The 22926-nt window shown below is 66.0% G+C and carries 21 protein-coding genes; 6 read left to right on the forward strand and 15 right to left on the reverse strand.

Annotation, left to right across the window (positions count from 1 at the left end; translation table 11 throughout):
- Positions 1–39: 39 nt before the first annotated feature.
- The gene (gene dnaG / locus OXS31_RS02350) at positions 40–1947 is read right to left on the reverse strand and encodes a DNA primase (RefSeq protein ID WP_108581593.1); all 1908 of its coding nucleotides are present in this window, start codon (positions 1945–1947) and stop codon (positions 40–42) included.
- Positions 1948–2098: 151 nt separating this feature from the next.
- Positions 2099–2314 (reverse strand): 30S ribosomal protein S21, encoded by a 216-nt coding sequence (rpsU, locus tag OXS31_RS02355; RefSeq protein ID WP_007159750.1) that lies wholly within the window; start codon positions 2312–2314, stop codon positions 2099–2101.
- 205 nt (positions 2315–2519) lie between these two features.
- Between rpsU and tsaD the strand changes: the two genes are divergently transcribed.
- Entirely contained in the window at positions 2520–3545 is a 1026-nt protein-coding gene (gene tsaD / locus OXS31_RS02360; RefSeq protein WP_027600725.1) for a tRNA (adenosine(37)-N6)-threonylcarbamoyltransferase complex transferase subunit TsaD, read from the forward strand.
- A gap of 45 nt (positions 3546–3590) precedes the next feature.
- Here tsaD and plsY read toward each other — a convergent pair whose 3' ends face one another.
- Positions 3591–4160, reverse strand: a complete 570-nt coding sequence (plsY, locus tag OXS31_RS02365) for a glycerol-3-phosphate 1-O-acyltransferase PlsY (RefSeq protein WP_007159748.1) — start codon at positions 4158–4160, stop codon at positions 3591–3593.
- Between the two features lie 110 nt (positions 4161–4270).
- Here plsY and folB point away from each other — a divergent pair, with 110 nt between their 5' ends.
- Together folB and folK are read left to right on the forward strand one after the other, a co-directional pair.
- A complete protein-coding gene (gene folB / locus OXS31_RS02370; RefSeq protein WP_027600726.1) occupies positions 4271–4624 on the forward strand; it encodes a dihydroneopterin aldolase in 354 nt (117 codons plus the stop codon).
- A complete protein-coding gene (gene folK, locus OXS31_RS02375; protein ID WP_144954324.1) occupies positions 4621–5154 on the forward strand; it encodes a 2-amino-4-hydroxy-6-hydroxymethyldihydropteridine diphosphokinase in 534 nt (177 codons plus the stop codon). The genes folB and folK overlap by 4 nt, the downstream gene beginning before the upstream one ends.
- Positions 5155–5397: 243 nt before the next feature.
- Here the strand turns inward: folK and OXS31_RS02380 are convergent, their stop codons facing one another.
- From OXS31_RS02380 to OXS31_RS02430, 11 genes are all read right to left on the reverse strand, one after another.
- Positions 5398–6525 (reverse strand): multifunctional CCA addition/repair protein, encoded by a 1128-nt coding sequence (locus tag OXS31_RS02380; RefSeq protein WP_267397834.1) that lies wholly within the window; start codon positions 6523–6525, stop codon positions 5398–5400.
- Between the two features lie 52 nt (positions 6526–6577).
- Positions 6578–8119, reverse strand: coding sequence for a SpoVR family protein (locus tag OXS31_RS02385; RefSeq protein ID WP_027597513.1), 1542 nt, complete (start codon positions 8117–8119; stop codon positions 6578–6580).
- Positions 8116–9387, reverse strand: a complete 1272-nt coding sequence (locus OXS31_RS02390; RefSeq protein WP_007159743.1) for a YeaH/YhbH family protein — start codon at positions 9385–9387, stop codon at positions 8116–8118. Before OXS31_RS02390 ends, OXS31_RS02385 begins: the two co-directional genes overlap by 4 nt.
- Before the next feature lie 76 nt (positions 9388–9463).
- The gene (locus OXS31_RS02395; RefSeq protein WP_007159742.1) at positions 9464–11386 is read right to left on the reverse strand and encodes a PrkA family serine protein kinase; all 1923 of its coding nucleotides are present in this window, start codon (positions 11384–11386) and stop codon (positions 9464–9466) included.
- A 378-nt stretch (positions 11387–11764) separates the two neighbouring features.
- Positions 11765–12091: a thiosulfate sulfurtransferase GlpE gene (gene glpE, locus OXS31_RS02400; protein ID WP_144954318.1), complete on the reverse strand. Its 327-nt coding sequence runs from the start codon at positions 12089–12091 to the stop codon at positions 11765–11767.
- Positions 12088–12909 (reverse strand): symmetrical bis(5'-nucleosyl)-tetraphosphatase, encoded by an 822-nt coding sequence (locus OXS31_RS02405; RefSeq protein ID WP_144954315.1) that lies wholly within the window; start codon positions 12907–12909, stop codon positions 12088–12090. The genes glpE and OXS31_RS02405 overlap by 4 nt, the downstream gene beginning before the upstream one ends.
- 8 nt (positions 12910–12917) lie before the next feature.
- The gene (gene apaG / locus OXS31_RS02410; RefSeq protein ID WP_267397835.1) at positions 12918–13304 is read right to left on the reverse strand and encodes a Co2+/Mg2+ efflux protein ApaG; all 387 of its coding nucleotides are present in this window, start codon (positions 13302–13304) and stop codon (positions 12918–12920) included.
- A gap of 34 nt (positions 13305–13338) precedes the next feature.
- A complete protein-coding gene (gene rsmA / locus OXS31_RS02415) occupies positions 13339–14130 on the reverse strand; it encodes a 16S rRNA (adenine(1518)-N(6)/adenine(1519)-N(6))-dimethyltransferase RsmA (RefSeq protein ID WP_267397836.1) in 792 nt (263 codons plus the stop codon).
- A gap of 88 nt (positions 14131–14218) precedes the next feature.
- Complete coding sequence (pdxA, locus tag OXS31_RS02420) at positions 14219–15214, reverse strand: 4-hydroxythreonine-4-phosphate dehydrogenase PdxA (RefSeq protein ID WP_144954312.1); 996 nt, start codon at positions 15212–15214, stop codon at positions 14219–14221.
- Between the two features lie 49 nt (positions 15215–15263).
- Positions 15264–16559, reverse strand: a complete 1296-nt coding sequence (locus OXS31_RS02425; protein WP_027597518.1) for a peptidylprolyl isomerase — start codon at positions 16557–16559, stop codon at positions 15264–15266.
- On the reverse strand, positions 16540–19344 hold the full coding sequence (locus OXS31_RS02430; RefSeq protein WP_144954309.1) for an LPS-assembly protein LptD: 2805 nt from the start codon (positions 19342–19344) through the stop codon (positions 16540–16542). Before OXS31_RS02430 ends, OXS31_RS02425 begins: the two co-directional genes overlap by 20 nt.
- 119 nt (positions 19345–19463) lie before the next feature.
- Between OXS31_RS02430 and OXS31_RS02435 the strand changes: the two genes are divergently transcribed.
- From OXS31_RS02435 to OXS31_RS02445, 3 genes are read left to right on the forward strand one after another with little or no spacing between them, the layout of a single operon-like run.
- Positions 19464–20486 (forward strand): phosphotransferase, encoded by a 1023-nt coding sequence (locus OXS31_RS02435; protein WP_144954306.1) that lies wholly within the window; start codon positions 19464–19466, stop codon positions 20484–20486.
- Positions 20483–21148, forward strand: coding sequence for an N-acetylmuramate alpha-1-phosphate uridylyltransferase MurU (gene murU / locus OXS31_RS02440; protein WP_144954303.1), 666 nt, complete (start codon positions 20483–20485; stop codon positions 21146–21148). The genes OXS31_RS02435 and murU overlap by 4 nt, the downstream gene beginning before the upstream one ends.
- Entirely contained in the window at positions 21145–21909 is a 765-nt protein-coding gene (locus OXS31_RS02445) for a DnaJ domain-containing protein (protein ID WP_027600733.1), read from the forward strand. Before murU ends, OXS31_RS02445 begins: the two co-directional genes overlap by 4 nt.
- On the opposite strand, the gene OXS31_RS02450 is transcribed toward OXS31_RS02445, so the two are convergent.
- Positions 21884–22894, reverse strand: coding sequence for a DUF3530 family protein (locus OXS31_RS02450; protein WP_144954299.1), 1011 nt, complete (start codon positions 22892–22894; stop codon positions 21884–21886). The two genes, OXS31_RS02445 and OXS31_RS02450, sit on opposite strands and share 26 nt — an antisense overlap.
- Positions 22895–22926 lie beyond the last annotated feature (32 nt).

Below are 22926 nucleotides of genomic sequence, written 5' to 3' on the forward strand. Positions count from 1 at the left end.
AGCTGAACATTATAGCCGGTTAGACGGTTGTCGTGCCAGTTAGGTCACGGACCCCGCCGGACGGCTGAGGAGTTCACGTAGGCGGTCCTTGTCTTCGGAGCTCAGTTCGCTCTGTCGCGCCTTGCGTAGGAGTTGCTCCAGCAGGCGATCACGCTGGCTGGCGGCTAACCTCGTTATGGTGTCGAAAAACTGTTGTTCAAGGTTGTCCCCGGCAATCAGCCATTCTTTTTCCGCCAGAGCGCGCAGCAGTCGACCCTGTTCGGTGCCGTGCCAGCGGGCGATGAGCGCCAGGGTGCTCTGCCCAGGCTTCTTCTGCAGCGCCTCGACCAGGGCAACCAGCAACTGGGCGTACTGATCGCTTTCCTCGGCCAGGTTGCGGGCGTCCTGCACCGCCTGGGCCAGGGTCGGGTGGTGCAGCAGACTGCGCAGCGCGGCCAGCACCGGGGTCTCCACCTTGACCGGTGGCTGACGGGGAGGGCGCTCGCCGCCACCCTTGCCGTTGAAATCCTTTTTCCAGCCCTTGCCGTCGCGCCCGCCCTTGCCTTCGCGGCGGGGCGTCCACTGCTGCTGTGCCGGGGCTTCCTCGGCCTGGGCATAGGTGTAGTCGCCATAGTCCGGGGGCGGGGCATCCTGCGGCGGGGCGGACGGCGCCAGCTGGCTCAGCGCATCGTTGCCGAGGCCGGTGAGTTCGCTCAGGCGCTGGCGCATCAGCAGGCGCAGGTTGTTGCCAGGAATCTTCTCGATTAGCGGCGCCGCCAGGGTGGCCAGGTGCGCCTTGCCTTCCAGGGTCGCCGGATCGGCTTCGATCATCAGTTGCTGGAAGAAATACTCGGCTAACGGCTGGGCCTGCTGGACGAAGCGCGCCTGGAAGGCGTCGGCGCCCTCGGCGCGCACCAGGGTATCCGGGTCCTCGCCCTCGGGCAGGAACAGGAAGCGCACCCGGAAGCCGTCCTTGAGCACCGGCAGGGCCGATTCCAGGGCGCGCCAGGCGGCGCTGCGACCGGCCTGGTCGCCGTCGAAGCAGAACAGGATGCTCGGCACGATGCGGAACAGCCGCTTGATGTGCTCTTCGCTGGTGGCGGTGCCCAGGGTGGCCACGGCATTGCGGATGCCTTGCTGGGCCAGGGCGATGACGTCCATGTAGCCTTCCACGACAAGGATCTCGTCCAGGTCGCGGTTGTGCTTGCGCGCCTCGAACAGGCCGTAGAGTTCCTGGCCCTTGTGGAACACCGGGGTCTCCGGCGAGTTGAGGTACTTGGGCTTGTCGTCGCCCAGTACCCGGCCGCCAAAGGCGATGACCCGGCCCCGGCTGTCGCGGATCGGAAAGATCACCCGGTCGCGAAAGCGATCGTAACGCTTGCCGCTCTCGGCGTTCTCCACCAGCAGGCCAGCGTCGAGCATGGCCTTCTGCTGCAGGTCGTCGCCGCCCAGGTGCTTGCTCAGGTTGTCCCAGCCCGGCGGGGCGAAGCCCAGGCCGAAGTCCCGGGCGATCTCGCCAGTGAGGCCGCGCTTCTTCAGGTAGTCGACCGCTGCCTGGCGCTTGGGGTGGTTGCGCAGCGCCAGGCGATAGTATTCGGCGGCAGCGGCCAATAGCGGGTAGAGCGGGGAATCCGTGGGTTGCCGCGGCTTGCGTCGACCGCCGCTCTCTTCGCGCGGCACGTCCACGCCGGCCTTTTTGGCCAGTTCCTCGACCGCCTCGGGGAATTCGAGGTTGTCGTGGTCCATGATGAAGCCCAGGGCGTTGCCGCCGGCACCGCAGCCGAAGCAGTAGTAGAACTGCTTGTCGGGGCTGACGCTGAAGGAGGGCGTCTTCTCGTTATGGAAGGGGCAGCAGGCCATCCAGTTCTTGCCGGCCTTCTTGAGCTTCACCCGTGCGCCCACCACCTCGACGATGTCGGTGCGATTGAGCAGGTCGTCGATGAAGCCTTGCGGGATGAGTCCGGCCATGGTCAGCGTCTGGATAGAGGGGCGAAGAGCGGAGGATGAAGCGAGGAGGGCAGTCTAGCGCCCGAGTGCGCCAGGGCGAAGCGGGAAGGCCAGAAACAGACAACCCGACCAGAGGTCGGGTTGTTTGATGACGCCAGAGGAGCGCTGTAACTCAGTACAGACGCTCGCGACGGCGCTGCTCGCGCTGTACTTTCTTGGCGTGGCGCTTGACCGCAGCGGCAGCTTTACGCTTGCGCTCGGCGGTGGGCTTTTCGTAGAACTCGCGGCTACGCACTTCGGCCAGTACACCGGCCTTCTCGCAGGAACGCTTGAAACGACGCAGCGCTACGTCGAAGGGTTCGTTTTCTTTGACTTTGACGTTGGGCATCCAGGTCGTACCTTCAAATTTACCGAGGTTTAATCCAACGCTAGCGGCAAAAGGGCACGGGAAGCGTCGGTTTTTAAGGGTTGCGGATAGTAACGCTTCAACTGCCCCGCTGCCAAGCCCCGGCGGACGAAAAGCGCTGGCCGGTGCTGGAAGCGGCGCTTATCATGCGCAGCCTGACATTCTATACCCTCGAAGGCTTATCTCCATGCGTGTTCTGGGACTGGAAACGTCCTGCGATGAAACCGGCGTCGCCCTCTACGACAGCGAGCGCGGCCTGCTGGCCGATGCGCTGTTCAGCCAGATCGATCTGCACCGCGTCTACGGTGGCGTGGTACCGGAGCTGGCCTCGCGCGATCACGTCAAGCGCATGCTGCCGCTGATCCGCGAAGTGCTGGACGCGGCGGGCAGCCGTCCTGAAGACGTGGATGCCATCGCCTACACTGCCGGCCCCGGCCTGGTCGGCGCCCTGCTGGTGGGCGCGGCCTGTGCCCAGGCGCTGGCGCTGGCCTGGGGCGTGCCCGCCCTGGGCGTCCACCATATGGAAGGTCATCTGCTGGCGCCCATGCTCGAAGAGCAGCCCCCGCAATTTCCCTTCGTCGCCCTGCTGGTCTCTGGTGGCCACACCCAGCTGGTGCAGGTCGATGGCATCGGCCGCTACAGCGTGCTGGGCGAGTCCCTGGACGATGCCGCCGGCGAAGCCTTCGACAAGACCGCCAAGCTACTAGGCCTGAGCTATCCCGGTGGACCGGAGATCGCCCGCCTGGCGGAGCGCGGCGTGGCGGGGCGCTTCGTCTTTCCGCGCCCCATGACCGATCGGCCCGGCCTGGAATTCAGCTTCAGCGGCCTCAAGACCTTTACCCTCACCACCTGGCAGCGCTGCCGGGCGGTCGGTGACGACAGCGAGCAGACCCGCTGCGACATCGCCCTGGCCTTCCAGACGGCGGTGGTCGAGACCCTGGCGATCAAGTGCAAGCGCGCGCTGAAGCAGACCGGGCTCAAGTCGCTGGTGATCGCCGGTGGCGTCAGCGCCAACCGCGCGCTGCGCGAGAACCTGGAGCAGATGCTCGGCGAACTGGGCGGCCAGGTCTTCTATGCGCGGCCGCGCTTCTGCACCGACAACGGCGCCATGATCGCCTATGCCGGTTGCCAGCGGCTGCTGGCCGGCCAGCAGGAAGGCCCGGCAATCGCCGTCAAGGCGCGCTGGCCCATGGAGCAGCTGGCGGCGCTCTGAGACGGGCGGAGGGCGCCAGCGGGCAATCCCCGGACGGCGCCAGGGTCAAAAATGACGCTCGGTCCCCTGGCGCAGGGCGCGCAGATTGTGGCGGTGGCGGATCAGGATGAGCAGGGCGAGCAGCAGCATCGGCGCCAGCAGGTCCGGACGTTGCCAGGCGAACAGCGGCAGGATGCCGAGCACTGCGACCAGGGACGCCAGGGAAGCGATCCGCAGGCTGGCGAACACCGCGGCCCAGAGCACCAGCCCCAGTAGCGCCGCTGGCGGATAAAGGCCGAGCAGCAGCCCGGCCGCCGTGGCGACGCCCTTGCCACCGCGGAAATGGAAGTACAGCGGATAGAGATGGCCGACCACGGCGGCCAGCCCGATCCAGGCCTGCTGCAAGGGCGCAAGCCCCAGTTGCTGGGCGATCAGTACGGGGATCAGGCTCTTGCTCAGGTCGCCGGCGAGGGTCAGCAGGGCCAGCTTGCGTCCGGCCAGACGCAGCATGTTGCTGGCGCCGGGATTGCCGGAGCCGTCGTGACGCGGGTCGCGGGTGCCGAACAGGCGACTGAGCAGCACGGCGAAGGACAGCGAGCCCAGCAGATAGGCCAGCAGGAGCAGCAGCCAGAACATGGTAGGGTTCCGCGCCAGGAGAAGGCTCGATTCTACCGACAGCCCGCCGCCCGACGATAGGCCGGCGGTGACGATCACACAGAGCACGACAAAGGTGCGAGGCAAAGGCAGTGGACAAGGTTTTCATCGAGGGACTCGAGGTCGACACCGTGATAGGGGTGTACGACTGGGAGCGTGACATCCGCCAGTGCCTGCGCATCGATCTCACCATGGGCTGGGACATCCGCGCGGCGGCGGCGAACGACGAACTCGAGCACACCCTGAACTACGCGGCAGTGGCCGAGCGCATCACCGCCTTCGCCCACGAGACCACCTTCGAATTGGTCGAGACCTTCGCCGAGCGCCTGGCCGCCCTGCTGCAGGCGGAATTCAAGCTGCCCTGGCTGCGCCTGCGCATCACCAAGCCCGGCGCGGTGCCGACCGCTCGTGGCGTGGGCGTGGAGATCGAGCGGGGGCAGGCGTGACCCGGGTCTATCTGGGGCTGGGCAGCAACATCCAGCGCGAGCAGCACCTGGGCATGGCCCTGGACGAACTCGCCGAGCTGCTGACCGATCTGCACTGCTCGCCAGTGTTCGAAAGCGAGGCAGTAGGCATCCGCAGTGCGCCCTTCTTCAATCTCGTCGTAGCCGGCGACACCGACCTCGATCCCGCCACCTTGAGTCAGAGACTCAAGGCCATCGAAACCCGCAGCGGGCGCTATGCACCGGATCGCCAGGGTCTGCCACTGGACATCGACATCCTGCTGCACGGCGACCTGACCGGCGAGTTCGCCGGCCTGACCCTGCCGCGCGTCGAGATCCTGCGCAACGCCTTCGTGCTCTGGCCACTGGCCCTGCTGGCCGGCGAACGACGGCATCCGGACAACGGTAGGCGCTTTGACGAGCTGTGGCAGGAGATGCGTGGCCAGACCACCCAGGTGCTGCGGCCGGTGGCGTTCCGCTGGAAGGGTATGGAACTGACGCCAGACGCGTTGCTGGGCGCCGATCGAGTGTAGCGCGACGGTCGTTGGGCTTCGCTGCGCTCAACCCAACCTGTGGGAACTCTTCTCCCTCTCCCTTTGGGAGAGGGCTGGGGTGAGGGCACGCCTCGCGAAGGCTCCCCAGTGGAAAAGGCTGCGCCGTTTTCCACGCTACGGCTCTAGCACAGGCTTCGCTTCGCTCGAACAACCCCCTCTCCCTCAGGGAGAGGGTTGGGGTGAGGGTCGCTGGGGAAGAGCTGCGCTGTGCTCAGCGCCAACCTACGAAAGCTGCGCCAGGGCCTCGATGCGGGCTTGCTTGAGGGCCTCGCCCAGGGCGGCACCCTTGAAGCCCTGGGCGACCAGCGGCTGGACCGCGACCCCGCGCACTACCTCGGCCGCCTGACGCAGCAGCGCCAGCGGTGGCTCGCCCTCGGCGGGCCTGACCGCTGCGGCACAGGCGCAGGCCTGGAGGAGCTCCTCGAAGCGCGCCGGGCGGCGCAGCACGTCGAAGCCCTGCAGCAGCTCGAACCAGGCCTCCGGGGTCAGCTGTCGGGCCTGCAGCGCCGTGGGCCAATGGCGCGCCAGCAGCAAGGCCAGCTCGGCGGGATCGCGCGGTACCTTGAGGCGGGCGTTGAGGGCGGCGTGCTGCTCTTCCGGTACGTCCAGCAGCAGGCAGGCCCAGCGCACGTTCAGCGAGGCCTGGACCTCGGCGCTCTGGCGCAGGATGGCATAGACCCGGGCACCCGGCTCGGGCTGCTCGCCGGCGAAGCCGGCAGCCACCTCCGGCAGCAGCGCGGCCAGGGCGCCGCAGTCGTGCAGCACCCGAATGAAGACATCGGGTCGCTCTTCGAGCAGGGCGCGGGAGATTTCCTTCCACAGTCGCTCGGCGGTCAGGGCATCCAGCTCGCCACTGGCGACCATGTCCTGCATCAGCAGCAGCGTCTCGGGCGCCACCTGGAAACCCAGGCTGCAATAACGGGCGGCGAAGCGGGCGACCCGTAGCACGCGCAGCGGATCCTCGGCGAAGGCGGGAGAGACGTGGCGCAACAGGCGCGCCTGGAGATCCGCGCGCCCGCCATAGGGATCTATGACCTGGCCGTGGTCGTCTTCGGCCATGGCGTTAACGGTCAGGTCACGGCGGATCAGATCCTGCTCCAGGGTGACATCGGGCGCGGCGTGAAAGGTGAAACCGCCATAGCCACGCCCGCTCTTGCGTTCGGTGCGGGCCAGGGCGTATTCCTCGCCGGTCTGGGGATGCAGAAAAACCGGGAAGTCGGCGCCCACCGGGCGATAGCCCTGGGCAGCGAGGGCTTCGGCGGTGGCACCCACCACGACCCAGTCGACCTCCGTTACCGGGCGACCGAGCAGGCGATCCCGTACGGCACCGCCCACCTTGTAGATTTGCATAGAAAGAGACCTCCTTGCGGAGGTCTAGGATAGCCCGAAAGACCGGCTCGGCTCAGATCGGCGAAGCCAGATCCAGACGCCGGTCGTGATCGCGGCTCTCGTGGCGGGGTGGAACCTGGAAGCTCTGGGCCACGTCGTCGCCCCTCATGCTTTCCAGGCGGATATCGAAACCCCAGAGTCGGTGCAGGTGCTTGAGCACCTCGTCCGTGGAGTTGCCCAGCGGCTTGCGGTCATGCTGGAAGTGGCGAAGGGTGAGCGAACGATCGCCACGCCGATCGACATTCCAGATCTGCACATTGGGCTCGCGATTGCCCAGGTTGTACTGGGCGGCGAGTTGCTCGCGGATCAGCCGATAACCGCCGTCGTCGTGGATGGCCGCCACTTCCAGTTCGTCGCGCTGGTCGTCATCGAGGATGCTGAACAGCTTGAGGTCGCGGATCACCTTGGGCGAGAGATACTGCAGGATGAAGCTCTCGTCCTTGAAGCTCTTCATGGCGAAGGTGACGGTGGCCAGCCAGTCGCTGCCGGCGATCTCGGGGAACCAGCGGCGATCTTCGTCCGTGGGGTCCTCGCAGATGCGGCGGATGTCGCGGAACATGGCGAAGCCCAGGGTGTAGGGGTTGATGCCGCTGTAGTAGGGGCTGTCGAAGCCCGGCTGGTAGATCACCCCGGCGTGGGATTGCAGGAATTCGAACATGAAGCCTTCGGTGACCAGGCCCTCGTCGTAGAGATCGTTGAGCAGGGTGTAGTGCCAGAAGGTGGCCCAGCCCTCGTTCATCACCTGGGTCTGGCGCTGGGGATAGAAGTACTGGGCGATCTTGCGCACGATGCGGATCACCTCGCGCTGCCAGGGCTCCAGCAGTGGCGCGTGCTTTTCCACGAAATAGAGGATGTTTTCCTGGGGTTCGCTGGGGAAGCGCGCCCCTTCGTCGTGGGCTTCCTTGCCGGCCATCTTGGGAATGGTCCGCCAGAGGTCGTTGACCTGACGCTGCAGCTGCTCCTCGCGCTCCTTCTGCCGCTGGCGTTCCTCGGCGGCGGAAATGGGATAGGGCCGCTTGTAGCGGTCCACCCCGTAGTTCATCAGCGCATGGCAGGAATCGAGCAGTTCTTCCACGGCATCGATGCCATGGCGTTCCTCGCACTGGGTGATGTACTGCTTGGCGAACACCAGGTAGTCGATGATTGAGCTGGCATCGGTCCAGGTGCGGAACAGGTAGTTGCCCTTGAAGAAGCTGTTGTGGCCGTAGCAGGCGTGGGCGATCACCAGTGCCTGCATGGTCATGGTGTTCTCTTCCATGAGGTAGGCGATGCAGGGATCGGAATTGATCACGATCTCGTAGGCCAGCCCCATCTGGCCGCGGCTGTAGTGCTTCTCGGTATGGAGGAAGTGCTTGCCATAGGACCAGTGGTTGTAGCCGATGGGCATGCCGACGGAAGCGTAGGCGTCCATCATCTGCTCGGCGGTGATCACCTCGATCTGGTTGGGATAGGTGTCCAGCGCATAGCGCTTGGCGATCCGGGCGATCTCCCGGTCATAGGTCTGGATCAGCTCGAAGGTCCATTCCGAGCCAGTGGAAATGGGCTCACGTTTCATGACACGAGTCTCCGCTGGAACAGTTCGCGGAACACGGGATAGATATCCCCCGCCGAGACGATCTGCTGCTGCGAGAAGGAATCCGGGAAGCTGCCCCGGACGTTCTCGTATTCGTACCACAGCGCCTGGTGCTCGCGCGGGGTGATTTCCACATAGGTGTAGTACTGCATGAACGGCAGGATCTGCTTGGTCAGGATCTCCCGGCAGATGGGCGAGTCGTCGTTCCAGTTGTCGCCGTCGGAGGCCTGGGCGGCATAGAGATTCCATTCGTTGACCGGATAGCGCGCGGCCATGACTTCCTGCATCAGCTTGAGGGCGCTGGAGACGATGGTGCCGCCGGTTTCGCGGGAGTAGAAGAACTCTTCCTCGTCCACTTCCTTGGCACTGGTGTGGTGGCGGATGAACACCACCTCGATACGCTCGTAGTTTCTCTTGAGAAAGAGGTAGAGCAGGATGTAGAAGCGCTTGGCGATGTCCTTGGTCGCCTGGGTCATGGAGCCGGAGACGTCCATCAGGCAGAACATCACCGCCTTGGAGCTGGGGCTGGGCTGCTTGGAGAGCAGGTTGTACTTGAGGTCGAAGGTGTCGAGGAAGGGCACCTTGTCGATACGCGCGCGCAGCCGTTCGATCTCGGCTTCCAGCGCCTGGATGTCACCGAGGTTGTCGGGCTCTTCCACCCGCAGCCGCGCCAGTTCGGCCTTGGCTTCGCGCAGCTTGTTGCGGCTGCCGCCGGAGAGGGCGATGCGCCGGGCATGGGAGGCACGCAGGGTGCGGATGATGTTGATGCGGGCAGGGTTGCCCTCGTTGCTGATGCCGGCGCGGACCGTCTTGAAGGTGTCGGTGCCGGTCAGCTGCTTCTTGACCAGGTTGGGCAGCTCCAGATCCTCGAACATGAAGTCGAGGAATTCGTCCTGGGTGATCTGGAAGGCGAATTCGTCCATGCCTTCGCCGCTGTTGCTGGCCTTGCCCTGGCCCTGACCACCGCCGCCGCCCTGGGGGCGCGGGATGCGTTCGCCGCTGACGAATTCCTTGTTGCCGGGGTGGACGATGGTCTGGCGTCCGCCCTTGCCCTGGTACAGCGCGGGTTCGTCGATGTCGCGGGCAGGAATGCTGATCTGCTCGCCGTGCTCCATGTCGGTGATGGAGCGCCGACTCACGGCTTCCTCGACCGCCTTCTTGATGTGCTCACGATAACGCCGCAGGAAACGCGTGCGGTTCACCGTGCTCTTGTTCTTGCCGTTTAGACGCCGGTCGATGACATAACTCATACAGGCCCTCCGGGCTATTGCAGGACGCCACGACGACGCGGCAGGCGCGTCGTCGCGGGTTCAGCCTCAGGCTGCCTTACTGCGACTTGCGCACCCGTGAATACCACTCGGACAGCAGTCGCACCTGCTTCTCGGTGTACCCGCGCTGGACCATGCGGGTCACGAAGTCGCTGTGCTTCTGCTGGTCTTCCTTGCTGGCCTTGGCATTGAAGCTGATGACCGGCAGCAACTCCTCGGTGTTGGAGAACATCTTCTTCTCGATCACCGCACGCAGCTTCTCGTAGGACAGCCAGCTCGGATTCTTGCCGTTATTGTTGGCACGGGCGCGCAACACGAAGTTGACGATCTCGTTGCGGAAATCCTTCGGATTGCTGATGCCGGCCGGTTTTTCGATCTTTTCCAGTTCCTCGTTGAGGGAGGCGCGATTGAGGATCTCGCCGGTTTCCGGATCGCGGTATTCCTGGTCCTGGATCCAGAAGTCGGCATAGAGCACATAGCGGTCGAAGATGTTCTGGCCGTATTCGCTGTAGGACTCGAGGTAGGCGGTCTGGATCTCCTTGCCGATGAATTCCACGTAGCGCGGCGCCAGGTATTCCTTGATGAATCTCATGTAGCGCTCGCGGGTCTCGGCCGGGAATTGCTCGGCTTCGATCTGCTGCTCCAGCACATAGAGCAGGTGCACCGGGTTGGCCGCGATCTCGTTGGCGTCGAAGTTGAACACCCGCGAGAGGATCTTGAAGGCGAAGCGGGTCGAGAGGCCGTTCATGCCCTCGTCGACCCCGGCGCTGTCGCGGTATTCCTGGATCGACTTGGCCTTGGGATCGGTGTCCTTGAGATTCTCGCCGTCATAGACGCGCATCTTCGAATAGATGTTGGAGTTTTCCGGTTCCTTGAGGCGCGAGAGCACCGAGAACTGGGCCAGCATCTTCAGGGTATCCGGCGCGCAATGGGCGCTGGCCAGGGAGCTGTTGACCAAGAGCTTGTCGTAGATGTGGATCTCGTCGGAGACGCGCAGGCAGTAGGGCACCTTGACGATGTAGATCCGGTCGATGAAGGCCTCGTTGTTCTTGTTGTTGCGGAAGGTGTGCCACTCGGATTCGTTGGAGTGGGCCAGGATGATGCCGCTGTAGGGCAGGGCGCCGAGGCCTTCGGTGCTGTTGTAGTTGCCTTCCTGGGTCGCGGTCAGCAGAGGGTGCAGGACCTTGATCGGGGCCTTGAACATCTCCACGAATTCCATCAGGCCCTGGTTGGCCCGGCATAGGGCGCCGGAATAGCTGTAGGCGTCCGCATCGTTCTGCGGGTATTCCTCCAGCTTGCGGATGTCCACCTTGCCCACCAGCGCGGAGATGTCCTGGTTGTTCTCGTCGCCCGGTTCGGTCTTGGCGATGGCGATCTGGTTGAGGATGGAGGGGTAGAGCTTGACCACCCGGAACTTGCTGATGTCGCCGCCGAATTCCTGCAGGCGCTTGGCCGCCCAGGGCGACATGATGCTGCGCAGGTAGTGACGGGGGATGCCGTAGTCCTCTTCGAGGATCTGGCCGTCTTCGTCGGGATTGAACAGCCCGAGGGGCGATTCGAATACCGGCGAGCCCTTGATGGCGTAGAAGGGGATCTTCTCGATCAGGTGCTTGAGTTTCTCCGCGAGGGACGACTTGCCGCCGCCCACCGGGCCGAGCAGATAGAGGATCTGCTTCTTCTCTTCCAACCCCTGCGCCGCATGGCGGAAGTAGGACACGATCTGTTCGATGCAGTCTTCCATGCCATGGAAGTCGGCAAAGGCCGGATAGCGGCGGATGACCTTGTTGGAAAAGATGCGCGACAGGCGTGAATCACTGGTGGTGTCCACCAGTTCGGGTTCGCCGATGGCCATGAGCATACGCTCGGCGGCACTGGCAAAGGCGGTACGATCCTTCTTGCAGATCTCAAGGTATTCCTGAAGGGAATACTCTTCCTGGCGAGTCGCTTCAAAACGCCCCTGGAAGTGACTGAAAATGCTCATGACGTCTCCTCGCTGGATACCCTGGACCAGCTTGGAATCGATGCCTGGAGCCTTGCCTTGCTGCCGGTGGGGAGCGGTCATGCCGGGCGACGAAAGATAACGTCTCTAATACCTTCGCGGTCGTCTTGCCTAATCGATCCTTACACGCCTGCAGAATTAGGGTCGGGTTTCGAGAGACGCACGAAGGAGACCGATGGAAACGGTCCCCCTGGAATTCCCCCGAATCTCCAGTGGTTACACCGATGGTCCAAAGCCGGTTATCGAGCCCGCCGTTTCCGGAGGGCCTGATTCCAGAATAGTCCTATCTGCGAGATGTGGAAGAGCCAATTCGGTTTATTCTTGTAACGACAGCGTCAATCGGCTGTGCTAGAGGCCCGCTCAGGCCTGGCCGCTGGCGGTCTCGTCGGGATAGCGGGAGCGCCAGTCTTCGAAGCCGCCGTCGACGCTGTAGACCTGGCTGAAGCCCTGGCCGGCGAGGAAGGCGGCCGCACTCTGGCTGGAGTGGCCGTGGTAGCAGAACACCAGCAGCGGCGCGTCCAGATCGGCGGCGGCGATGAAGTCGTGGATGTTCTGGTTGTCGAGCCGCTGCGCCCCGGCGACGTGCAGGGAGGCGTAGCTGTGCGGATCGCGGATGTCGACGATCTGGGCGCCCTGGCTGCGCAGCTCCAGGGCCCGCTCGGGGGAGATACAGGTGAATTCGCTCATTTCTTCTCCTTGCAACTGCAGAGATGACGGCGATTGCCGTCGACGTCGAGCAGGGTCATGTCGCCGCCCCAGACGCAGCCGCTGTCGAGGGCCTCGACATTGGGCGCCGCGCAGCGACCCTTGAGCGCGGCCCAGTGGCCGAACAGGATGCGCACGTCGCGGGTCAGCCGGTGCTCATGGCTGAACCAGGGGGCGAAGCCGGCCGGTGCGCTGTCCAGGCCTTCCTTGCTCTTGAATTCCAGACGACCTTCGGGGCTGCAGAATCTCATGCGCGTCAGGTAGTTGGTGATCAGGCGCAGGCGTTCCTGGCCTTGGAGATCATCTTGCCAGAGCGCCGGCTCGTTGCCATACATCTGCTCGAGAAAGGGCACGTGGGCCTGGTCATCGCGCAGCACGGCTTCCACTTCGCCGGCCAGGCTGATGGCCTGGTCCAGGGTCCACTGCGGCGGCAGGCCGGCATGGACCAGCACGCAATTGCGCGCGGCATCGTGCTGGATCAGCGGCAGGTGGCGCAGCCAGTGCAGCAATTCGTCGCGATCGGGGGCGGCGAGGATGTCGCTCAGGGTGTCCTGTTTCTTCAGCCGGGCGCCGCCCAGGGCCACCGCCAGCAGGTGCAGGTCGTGGTTGCCCAGGACGCTGACCAGCGAATCGCGCATCGCGTACAGGTATCTCAGGGTTTCCAGGGACTGAGGTCCGCGGTTGACCAGATCCCCTACCAGCCAGAGACGGTCCTGCGCAGGATCGAAGCGGACCTCGTCGAGGAGGCATTTGAGCGGGTCGAGGCAACCTTGCAGATCGCCAACGGCGTACAGCGTCATCGGGACTCCTAGTGCAGCGAGCCGGGTACGGCCAGGCGGAAGGTGGGGATGGCGGCTTCGAAGAGATGGCCATCGCTGGCGACCATCTGGTAGCTGCCCCTCATGCTGCCGACCTGGGTCGGCATCAGGGTGCCGCTGGAGTAGCTGTGGGTTGCGCCCGGGGCGATCAGCGGCTGCTCGCCCACCACGCCCGACCCGCGCACTTCCTGCGCCTCGCCATTGCCATCGGTGATGATCCAGTGGCGGCTGAGCAGCTGCGCCGGCAGCTGGCCGTCGTTGCGGATGCTCACGTCGTAGGCGAAGGCGTAGCGCTCCTGGCTGGCACTGGATTGCTCGGGCAGGTAGCGGGTGGTGACCTGCACGGTGATGAGATAGCGCGGATCGGGCTCGGTCACGGGAGAATTCTCTGCGGAGGCGGGTGGAAAGGCTTCAGCTGGACGCCAGCTGGTTGGCCAGGCGCACATAGGCGGCCAGGTCCAGCTGCTCGGGGCGCAGCCCCGGATCGACGTCGGCGGCCTCGATGGCGGCGCTGTCCAGGGTGCCCTTGAGGGTGTTCCTGAGGGTCTTGCGGCGCTGGCCGAAGGCCTCGCGGACGACGCGCTCGAGCAGGACCGGATCGCGGGCCACGTGGGGCCGCTCGGTATGGGGCACCAGGCGCACGATGGCCGAATCCACCTTGGGCGGCGGATTGAAGGCGCCCGGGCCGACATTGAACAGGTGCTCCACGCGGCAGTGGTATTGCACCATGATCGACAACCGGCCCCAGTCGCCATTGCCCGGCACCGCGGCCAGGCGTTCCACCACTTCCTTCTGCAGCATGAAGTGCATGTCGGCGATGATGTCGGCGAAGCTGAGCAGGTGGAAGATCAGCGGCGTGGAGGTGTTGTAGGGCAGATTGCCCACCACCCGCAGTCGATCGCCGGCGGCGATGCTGGAGAGGTCGTATTTCATGGCGTCACCCTGGTGCAGGGTGAACAGCGGATTGAGGCCGAACTTGAGTCGGAGCAGGGGAATCAGGTCCTGGTCCAGCTCGATGACGTCGAGCCGGGCACCGCTGCCGAGCAGGCCCTCGGTCAGGGCGCCCTGCCCCGGGCCGATTTCCAGCAGGCGCTCGCCGGGTCGCCCGTGGATGGCGCGCAGGATGCGATGGATCACCCCGGCGTCGTGCAGGAAATTCTGGCCGAACCTCTTGCGGGCGCGGTGTTGGTAGAGCTCGGTCATCAGGTGCTCCGGCGCAGGCAGCGGGCCTGCGATTTCAAGACGGCAAAGACCCACCAGTTTAGCAGACCCTTGGCCGTCACCGGAGCGCTCAGGTCACCGAACGGCGATGGGCCGCCATGCTGTAGGCGGTCTCCAGGGCCACCTTCAGACTGCCGGTGTCGATGCGTCCGCTGCCGGCCAGATCGAGGGCGGTGCCATGGTCGACCGAGGTGCGGATGATCGGCAGGCCCAGGGTCACGTTGACCGCCGCGCCGAAACCCTTGTGCTTGAGCACCGGCAGGCCCTGGTCGTGGTACATGGCCAGGACGGCATCGCAGTGCTCGAGGTGCTTGGGGGTGAAGAGGGTGTCGGCGGGCAGCGGTCCGACGAGATCAAGGCCTTCGGCGCGCAGGCTGTCCAGCGCCGGCTCGATGATCTCGATCTCTTCCCGGCCCAGATGACCGCCCTCGCCGGCATGGGGATTGAGACCGCAGACCAGGATGCGCGGCCGGGCCACGCCGAAATAGCGCTGCAGATCGCCATGCAGGATGCGGGTCACGTCCAGCAGCGTCTGGTGGTCGATGGCATCGGCCACTTCGCGCAGCGGCAGGTGGGTGGTGACCAGGGCCACTCTCAGGCCGGCGGTCGCCAGCAGCATCACCACCTGCGGGGTGTGGGTCAGTTCGGCGAGGAATTCGGTATGGCCGGAAAAGGCCACGCCCCCGTCGTTGATCACGCCCTTGTGCACGGGCGCGGTGATCATGCCGGCGAAGGTGCCGTCGAGGCAGCCCTGGCCGGCGCGCGTCAGGGTGTCCAGGACATAGGCGGCGTTGGCGGTGTCGAGCTGGCCGGTCACCACCGGCGCACCCAGCGGGGTGTCCCAGACATAGAGGGCACCGGCGGGTGCCGGGCGGTCGGGCCAGGCCGCGGGGGCGACCTTGATGAGCTCGATGGCGAGTCCCAGTTCGAGCGCGCGGGCGGCCAGGAGGTCGCGGCTGGCGATGGCGATCAGGACGTGGGGCTGGGCCACGCGGGCCAGCAGCAGACAAAGGTCGGGACCGATACCGGCGGGCTCACCGGGGGTCAGGGCGAAGCGCAGGGCCATGGCGGGCTCCGGAAACAAGAAGGCCGCAGGGGTGCCTGCGGCCTCGGGGTTACTGCTTGATCTCGACGTAGGCTTCGTCGCGGATCTGCCGCAACCAGGTCTGCAGCTCCTGGTCGTACTTGCGGCTACGCAGGAGATTCAACGCCTGCTGCTCGCGGGCCTGCTGGGTATTGTCGGTGGCCCGACGACCCAGGACTTCCAGGATGTGCCAGCCGAAGGCGGTGCGGAACGGCTGCGACAGCTGGTTGACCGGCGAGTTGTTCATGACCTCGCGGAATTCCGGGACCAGGGATTCCGGATTGATCCAGCCCAGGTCGCCGCCATTGAGCGCCGAGCCCGGATCTTCCGAGAAGCTCTTGGCCAGGGTGGCGAAGCTCTCGCCGTTCTGGATGCGCTCGCGCAGGCGCGCGGCCAGACGCTGGGTCTCGGCATCGCTGCGCACGGCATTGGGCTTGAGCAGGATGTGCCGGACGTGCACCTCGTCGACGATGCTGGCCTCGCCTCCGCGCTTCTCTTCCACCTTGAGGATCACGAAGCCGCCAGGTACGCGCACGGGCTGGGTGATGCCACCGACGCCGACACTGCCGATCAGGCGGTCGAAGGGCGGGGGCAGCTGGGCAGCCTTGCGCCAGCCGATCTCGCCGCCGTCGAGGGCGTTGTCCCCGGCCGAGCGGGCGATGGCCAGCTGGTTGAAGTCGGCGCCCTGACGCAGCTGGTTGTAGGTGTCCTGGGCCTGGCGCGCGGCGGCGTCGAGACCGGCATTGCCGGCGTTGTCGGCCACCGGGATCAGGATGTTGGCCAGCCGGTATTCTTCGGACAGCTGCAGCTTGCCCAGGTCCGAGGCGAGGAAGTTCTGCACCTCCTGCTGGGTGACCTGCACGCGCTGACCGACCTGGCGCTGGCGCACCCGGCTGATCATCATCTCGCGACGGACCTGCTCGCGCGCGGCATCGTAGGAGAGACCGTCGCGGGCCAGGGCCTGACGGAATTCGGCCACGCTCAGGCCATTGCGCTGGGCGATGGTGGCGACGGCCTGATTGAGTTCCTCGTCGGAGATCTTCACGCCCATGCGGCCGGCCAGCTGCATCTGGATGTCTTCCAGGATCAGCCGCTCGAGCACCTGCTGGCGCAATTCGCTTTCCGGCGGCGCCGCGGCGCCGCGGCGGGTGATGTTCTGCTTGACCTCGTTGAGTCGCTGATCGAGCTGGCTCTGCATGACCACGTCGTTGTCGACGATGGCCACGACCTTGTCCAGCGGTACCACGGCAGCCTGAGCCAGGGGGGTGAGGGCGAGCGCCGCGCCCAGGGCGAGCGGGCGCAGGGCGTTACATAGCTTGGTCTTCACGTTCACGATAGCCTTGAATGCCTCTGTCCAGGAAGCCTTCGGTCTTGCCGCCGAAGACGTTGCCGAGTCCCTTGAGCACGATCTGCAGGAAGATCCCGCGATCGGCTTCGGAGCTCTGGGCGGTGTAGAAGACGTCGTCTTCGCTCTTGAGCCAGTAGCGGCTGATCAGGCGCAGCTTCCAGCAGCAGTTGTCGTACTCGAAGCCACCGAAGGCTTCTAGGGTACGGCTCTTGTTGTAGTCGAACTGCCAGCGGGCGATGGCGGACCACTGGGGCACGATCGGCCAGATGAAGGAGATGTCGTGCTGGTCGACCTTGTAGTCGTCGCTGTTGTAGGTGAAGCGGCCGAAGTTCGGATCGAACACCCGGACGTTGTCACGATAGCGATAGCCGACGTTGAGGATCTTGCCCGGCTCGGCTTCCGGCTGGTAGTGGAACATGACGCTGCCGGAGTCGGTCTGGTGCAGGGTCGGATCCCAGTTGAATTCGCCGTTCACGCGCCAGTCGCGGTTGAAGCGATACATGCCAGCCAGGGCATAGGGCGAACGCGAGGTGGTGGCCTGGGGATTGTCGATGTTCTGACCCAGGCTGCGGGCATAGGCCAGGTCGTCCTTGGTCAGGCCGGGCAGCTGGACATCGCGGTCGCGGAAGTAGAACAGCTGGCCGAAGCTGACGTTGGCGCGCTCGAAGCCGTTGGGCTCGATGAAGCGGCTGGTGGCACCCAGGGCCAGCTGGTTGGCGTCGCCGATGCGGTCGCGACCGGTGAAGCGGTTGTCGCGCCACAGCGAGCTGTAGCTGAAGGTGTATTCGCCGGTATCGAACACTGGCAGATCGTCCTGGTCGCGATAGGGTACATAGAGGTACTTGGCGCGGGGTTCCAGGGTCTGCTTGCCGCCTTCGCCGAACAGATTCGAGGTGCGGTCGAAGTAGAGGCCGCTGTCGAGACTGAAGATCGGCACCGAACGGGTCGGGCTGTCGTTGAAGCTGGTCACGCTGGAACCGGCCGAGGCGCGACGACCACCGCCGACCAGCGGCGAATTCAGGTCGTTCTGACCGGTGCTGTCCAGGTCGAGGTCGTAGCGCGTGTAGGCATAGCGCACCGACGGCGTCAGGAAGCCCCAGGACGCGGTCATCGGGCGGGCGATGCCCGGCTCGACATGGTAGCGATTGCCTTCGGCGCGGGTCAGGCCGAAGAGATTGACGTCCGGGCGGTTGCGCACGTTGGTGCGATTGCCGTTGTCGTCCAGGTCGAAGTAGGTGTTGTCGTCGAAGCTGCGGGTGAAGCGCACCGCCTCGGTGTCGTAGGTGAAGTCCAGGCCGCCCGGGTTGTAGGGCAGGGCGCCGGTCAGGGTCAGCTGCGGCAGGCGGTTGTAGGGCGTCACGTCGGAGACCGTGGCCAACTGGTAGGCCTGGGCGTTGAGGCCGGCGACAAAGGTGTCGCCACGGTAGGTCAGGCGGCCCTGCTGGTTGACGTAGGTCGGCTTGTTGATGCCGAGGTCGGTGTCCAGGTCCTGGAAGTAGTAGGGATCGCTGATGCGGGTGTAGTCGACCTCGGCCATCAGGCGCGAATCCAGGCCGCTGCGGTTCTTCCAGCCGTACAGCCAGCGGTTGTCGGTGGCTTCCGGTTCGCCCTCGTGCTCCGGATCGGTGTCCTTGAGGTAGGAACCGTAGACCTCGCCTTCGCTGCTGCGGGTCAGGTAGCGGAAGTCACCCTCGGTCTGCAGGCCATGCTTGGCCATGTAGCGCGGATAGAGGGTGGCGTCATAGTTGGGCGCCAGGTTGAAGTAGTAGGGCGTGGTGATCGCGAAGCCGGTGTCGCTGGAGGTGCTGATCGAGGGCGCCAGGAAGCCGGACTGCCGACGGTCGTCGATCGGGAAGTAGATGAAGGGCGTATAGAGGACCGGAATGTCCTTGACCCGTAGCGTCGCGTTGGTCGCATAACCCAGGCCGGTGGCCGGGTTCAGGGTCACGGTGTTGCCCTTGACCTGCCAGGCGTTGCTGCCCGGTTCGCAGGTGGTGTAGGTGCCATCCTTGAGGCGGATGATGGCGTCGTCGCCACGCTTGGCATAGAGCGCGCTGCCGCGGGCGCGGCTCTGGTGCATGACGAATTCGGCGTTGTCGACCTGGACCTGGCCGTTGTCCAGCTGCAGATCGGCCTTGTCGCCGACCATCAGCAGGCCATTGTCGCGGAATTTGACGTTGCCCTTGAGCTCGCCGCGATTCTCCAGCTGGTGCAGGTTGGCTTCCTGGGATTCCACCTGCATGCCGCCCTGCCGCAGTACCACGTCGCCGGCCAGGGTGGCGACCTGCTGCTCCTGCTCGTAGCGCGAGGCCTTGGCCGAGACGTAGGTCGGGGCCTTGGACGTCGGGGTGTCGTCGTACATGCCCGGGCGCTGCGGCTCGACATAGGCGCCACTGCAGTAGGGGCCGGTCTCGGCCAGCTGGGCCGGGGTCAGCTGATCGCGCGGGACCCAGTCCAGGTGACTGTAGTCGGCGCTGCGGGACTTGAGGGCACGACCCTTGCTCTCGGTCACCAGCACGGCATTGTCGCCCTTGCGGGCGGCCGGCTCGGCGGCGACGCCCTGGGTCTCGCCCTTGCTGGGACGGGGCGGGATGGCCGCGGTCGGTGCCTGGGTGTTGCACGACCAGCCACCACCGGCGCCGGCACTGCAGCTGAACTGCTCGGCGGGTGCGGCGATAAGGGCGGTGACGGGCTGCATGGCGAGCAGGCTGCCGGTTACCAAGAGGGGGAATTTTCTGCGAAACGCGGGGGTTTTCACGGCCATCCTTAAAGTCGTCCTGCACGCCGGCCATTAAGGGGCCGCGGCCTCTCGATGGGCTCAAAAAGATAGCGGATAATAAAACATGACCTGCGCATCGGCTAGGGCCGGGGGATCCGCTGTAAATGACTGAAGATGTTCGCTTAAACCAGATAGAAGACTGGCTGACCACCGTTCTACCGGAAATTTTCCGGGAGCAGGCCTGGGGTGAGGTGCCCGTGGGCAGCCTGACCGCGGCCAGCAGCGATGCCAGCTTTCGCCGTTATTTCCGCTGGGCGGGCGAGGGCCGCAGCCTGATCGTGATGGATGCGCCGCCACCGCAGGAGGACTGCCGTCCGTTCGTCCAGGTGGCCGCGCTGCTGGCCGCCGCCGGGGTCCATGTGCCGCGCATCCTGGCCCAGGATCTGGAGCGGGGATTCCTGCTGCTGAGCGACCTCGGCACCCTGACCTACCTGGAGGTGATCAATGCGGCCAATGCCGACGATTATTTCCAGGCGGCCATCAACGCCTTGCTGGCTTTTCAGGGCAAGCAGCCGACGAACGGCAGCCTGCCGCTCTACGACAGGGCTCTGCTCGCCCGCGAGTTGAGTCTGTTTCCGGAGTGGTACGTGGGCCGCGAGCTGGACACGACCTTGAGCGCCAGCCAGCTCGAGCGCTGGCATGCCATCTGCGAGGTGCTGATCGACAGCGCCCTGGCGCAACCCCAGGTGCAGGTCCATCGGGACTTCATGCCGCGCAACCTGATGCTCAGCACGCCCAATCCGGGGGTGCTGGACTTCCAGGATGCGGTCATCGGCCCGGTGACCTATGACATCACCAGCCTGTTCAAGGACGCCTTCCTCAGCTGGCCGGAGCCGCTGGTGCAGCGCTGGCTGCTGGGCTACTGGGAGCAGGCCCGCGCCGCCGGCATTCCGGTGCAGGCCGAGTTCGCCGATTTCCAGCGGGCCTCGGATCTGATGGGCGTGCAGCGCCATCTCAAGGTGATGGGCATCTTCGCCCGCATCTGGCACCGCGACGGCAAGCCGCGCTATGTCGCCGACACCCCGCGCTTTCTCGCCTATATCCGTACCGTGGTGGCACGCCGCCCCGAGCTGGCCGACCTCGGCGCCTTGCTCGACGAGCTGCATGCCGAGCGGGCCGAGGCATGAAGGCCATGATCCTGGCGGCGGGCAAGGGCGAGCGGATGCGACCCCTGACGCTGAGCCTGCCCAAGCCGCTGATCGAGGTGAACGGCCGGCCGCTGATCGAGCACCACATCCGGGCCCTGGCGGCGGCGGGCATCACCGAGCTGGTGATCAATCACGCCTGGCTGGGCGCCCAGCTGGAAGCCGCCCTGGGCGATGGCAGTCCGCTGGGGGTCGCCATCCGCTTCTCCCCCGAGGGTGAGCCGCTGGAAACCGGGGGCGGCATCTTTCGCGCGCTGCCGCTGCTGGGCAGCGCGCCTTTCGTGCTGGTCAACGGCGACATCCGTACCGACTTCGCCTTTGGCACTCTGGCCCTGCCGGCCGGTTGCCTGGCGCACCTGGTGCTGGTCGACAATCCGCTGCATCACCCGAGCGGCGACTTCGGCCTGGTGGACGGGCGGATCACCCTGGACGCCCCGGAGAAGCTCACCTACAGCGGCATCGCCGTGCTCCATCCGCAACTGTTCGCCGGTTGCACGGCCGGGGCCTTCAAGCTGGTGGACGTGCTGCGGCCGGCCATTGCCGCCGGGCAGGTCTCGGGCCAGCGACTGGACGGTCGCTGGGTGGACGTCGGCACCCTGGAGCGGCTGGCGGAAGCGGAGCGGCTGTTCGAGGCGGCTTCTTGAAGATCTGGTTCTGGCCGCTGACGCTGCTGGGCTTCCTGGCCGGCTGGGCGGTGGCCAGTATTCCCGGTGCGCTGCTGGTGGCGCTGCTCGCCCATGCCGGCGAGCGGCAACTGGGACTGACCTCCCTGGCGGGCTGGAAGGCGCGCTGGCAGGGGCGTCCCGGGCGCTTCGAGCACCAGGCGCAATTCCAGATGCTCGGCCGGCTGGCCAAGCGCGGCGGGCGGGTGCTGACCGCCCACATCCGCCAGGCCGAAGGCGAGATCGAGCGTCTGGGCCTGGGCGCCGACGACCGCAAGAAGGCCATCGCCGCCTTCGAGCAGGGCAAGGGCGGCACCCTGCCGTCGACGGCCGATCTGCAGCGCCTCAGCGAGCGCAGCGAAGGCATCCTGCGCGCCTGCTGGCGCATGGTCTGGATCAGCGGCAGCGTGCGCCCCGGCGATCGCGACGAGATCCTCGGCTGGGGCCAGGCGATGGGCCTGGCCGAAGCCCAGGTGCTTGCCTTGCAGCCGCCGGTACAGACGGCGCCACGCCAGCCCAGCAACGAAGAGAAGTATCGCAAGGCGCTGCAGTTGCTCGGCGTCACCGATGACGCCGACGCCGCCACGGTCAAGCAGGCCTATCGGCGGCTGCTCTCGCGCCATCACCCCGACAAGAAGGCCGGCGCCGGGGCCGGCCAGTCGGCGGTCTATGCCGCTGCCCAGCGCACCGCCGAGCTGCATGCCGCCTACCAGGTGATCAAGACGCGGCGGGGCTTCCGCTAGCGGCCGGTGGCAGCCGATCCAGCCAGGCGCGCAGGCGACGGACGGTCTGTTCCTGCTCGGCGGCCCGGTCGCCGGGAATCACCGGCAGATCGATCTGCCGATAGCCCTTGTTGGCCTTTTGCGCCGCGCGTTCCTTGCGCCGCTGGGCGGCCGCTCCGGGGGCGTGCACCAGGTCGGCGATCTGCAGGTCGGTCTTGCCCATGGTGGCGTCCAGCCGCGGCGGCATGCCCTGGGGTTCGCGGGCGTCGATGAGCACCAGTTGCTTGACCTCGGCCGGTTCCTTTTCCGCCAGATAGCGCGCCGCCCAGTAGGCGCCGGTGCCGTGACCGACCAGCACGATGGGGCTGGCGCCCTGTTGCAGCGCCAGGTCGATGCCGGCGGCGATGCGCGCCAGTACCCGGGTGGCCTGGGCATTGGCCGCGGCTTCGGGATCCACCGGTGCGACCGCCGCCTGGGCCGGTTCGCCGCTGCCGGCTTCGGCCTGGGTCGGGGCGGCGGGCGCCGTACCGCTGCCGCCGGTCACCGGCGGTGCCGCCTGCTCGCTGTTGGCCTGGGCGTCGGTGTCCGCCGGCGCGGTGTCCCGCTCGATCGCCACCACGGGGTCATAGGGATCGGGCAGGCTCAGGCTGATGGTCTGCCAGCCGAAGGTGGGCAACTGCTGGCGCACGGGCGCCACCACATTGGGCCAGTCGGCCGATTCGCCATCGCCCGGCACCAGCACTACCGTTCCGGCGGCCTTGGCCCGGGCGGCGGGCACTAGCAGGGCGAGAAAGGATTCGTCGCCGGCCTGCAGGGTCTTCTGCTGCTCGGCGGGCAGTTGCCGCATCAGCGCCTGCTGCTGCTCCTGGCTGCGCTCCAGCGCCGGGGTCACGGCGGCCGGCGCCGCCGGCGTTTCCGGTGCCGGGGTGGGCGCTTCTTCGGCAAGCACCGGGGCGGCAAGGCCGAGCAGGAGGAGGCAGAGCGGCAGCAGGGCGGGCGACGACATCGACGGGAATCCTCGACAGGGGGACGGTTGAC

The sequence above is a fragment of the Pseudomonas sp. GM_Psu_1 genome (assembly GCF_026544185.1).
Lineage (GTDB): Bacteria > Pseudomonadota > Gammaproteobacteria > Pseudomonadales > Pseudomonadaceae > Chryseomonas > Chryseomonas oryzihabitans.

What these genes read in the sequence shown, in the direction of transcription:
- dnaG (WP_108581593.1), bottom strand. Translation starts at nt 1,947, where the DNA reads ATGGCCGGACTCATCCCGCAAGGCTTCATCGACGACCTGCTCAATCGC.
- rpsU (WP_007159750.1), bottom strand. Translation starts at nt 2,314, where the DNA reads ATGCCCAACGTCAAAGTCAAAGAAAACGAACCCTTCGACGTAGCGCTG.
- tsaD (WP_027600725.1), top strand. Translation starts at nt 2,520, where the DNA reads ATGCGTGTTCTGGGACTGGAAACGTCCTGCGATGAAACCGGCGTCGCC.
- plsY (WP_007159748.1), bottom strand. Translation starts at nt 4,160, where the DNA reads ATGTTCTGGCTGCTGCTCCTGCTGGCCTATCTGCTGGGCTCGCTGTCC.
- OXS31_RS02380 (WP_267397834.1), bottom strand. Translation starts at nt 6,525, where the DNA reads ATGCAAATCTACAAGGTGGGCGGTGCCGTACGGGATCGCCTGCTCGGT.
- OXS31_RS02385 (WP_027597513.1), bottom strand. Translation starts at nt 8,119, where the DNA reads ATGAAACGTGAGCCCATTTCCACTGGCTCGGAATGGACCTTCGAGCTG.
- OXS31_RS02390 (WP_007159743.1), bottom strand. Translation starts at nt 9,387, where the DNA reads ATGAGTTATGTCATCGACCGGCGTCTAAACGGCAAGAACAAGAGCACG.
- OXS31_RS02395 (WP_007159742.1), bottom strand. Translation starts at nt 11,386, where the DNA reads ATGAGCATTTTCAGTCACTTCCAGGGGCGTTTTGAAGCGACTCGCCAG.
- glpE (WP_144954318.1), bottom strand. Translation starts at nt 12,091, where the DNA reads ATGAGCGAATTCACCTGTATCTCCCCCGAGCGGGCCCTGGAGCTGCGC.
- OXS31_RS02405 (WP_144954315.1), bottom strand. Translation starts at nt 12,909, where the DNA reads ATGACGCTGTACGCCGTTGGCGATCTGCAAGGTTGCCTCGACCCGCTC.
- rsmA (WP_267397836.1), bottom strand. Translation starts at nt 14,130, where the DNA reads ATGACCGAGCTCTACCAACACCGCGCCCGCAAGAGGTTCGGCCAGAAT.
- pdxA (WP_144954312.1), bottom strand. Translation starts at nt 15,214, where the DNA reads ATGGCCCTGCGCTTCGCCCTGACCCCCGGTGAGCCCGCCGGTATCGGT.
- OXS31_RS02430 (WP_144954309.1), bottom strand. Translation starts at nt 19,344, where the DNA reads ATGGCCGTGAAAACCCCCGCGTTTCGCAGAAAATTCCCCCTCTTGGTA.
- OXS31_RS02435 (WP_144954306.1), top strand. Translation starts at nt 19,464, where the DNA reads ATGACTGAAGATGTTCGCTTAAACCAGATAGAAGACTGGCTGACCACC.
- murU (WP_144954303.1), top strand. Translation starts at nt 20,483, where the DNA reads ATGAAGGCCATGATCCTGGCGGCGGGCAAGGGCGAGCGGATGCGACCC.
- OXS31_RS02450 (WP_144954299.1), bottom strand. Translation starts at nt 22,894, where the DNA reads ATGTCGTCGCCCGCCCTGCTGCCGCTCTGCCTCCTCCTGCTCGGCCTT.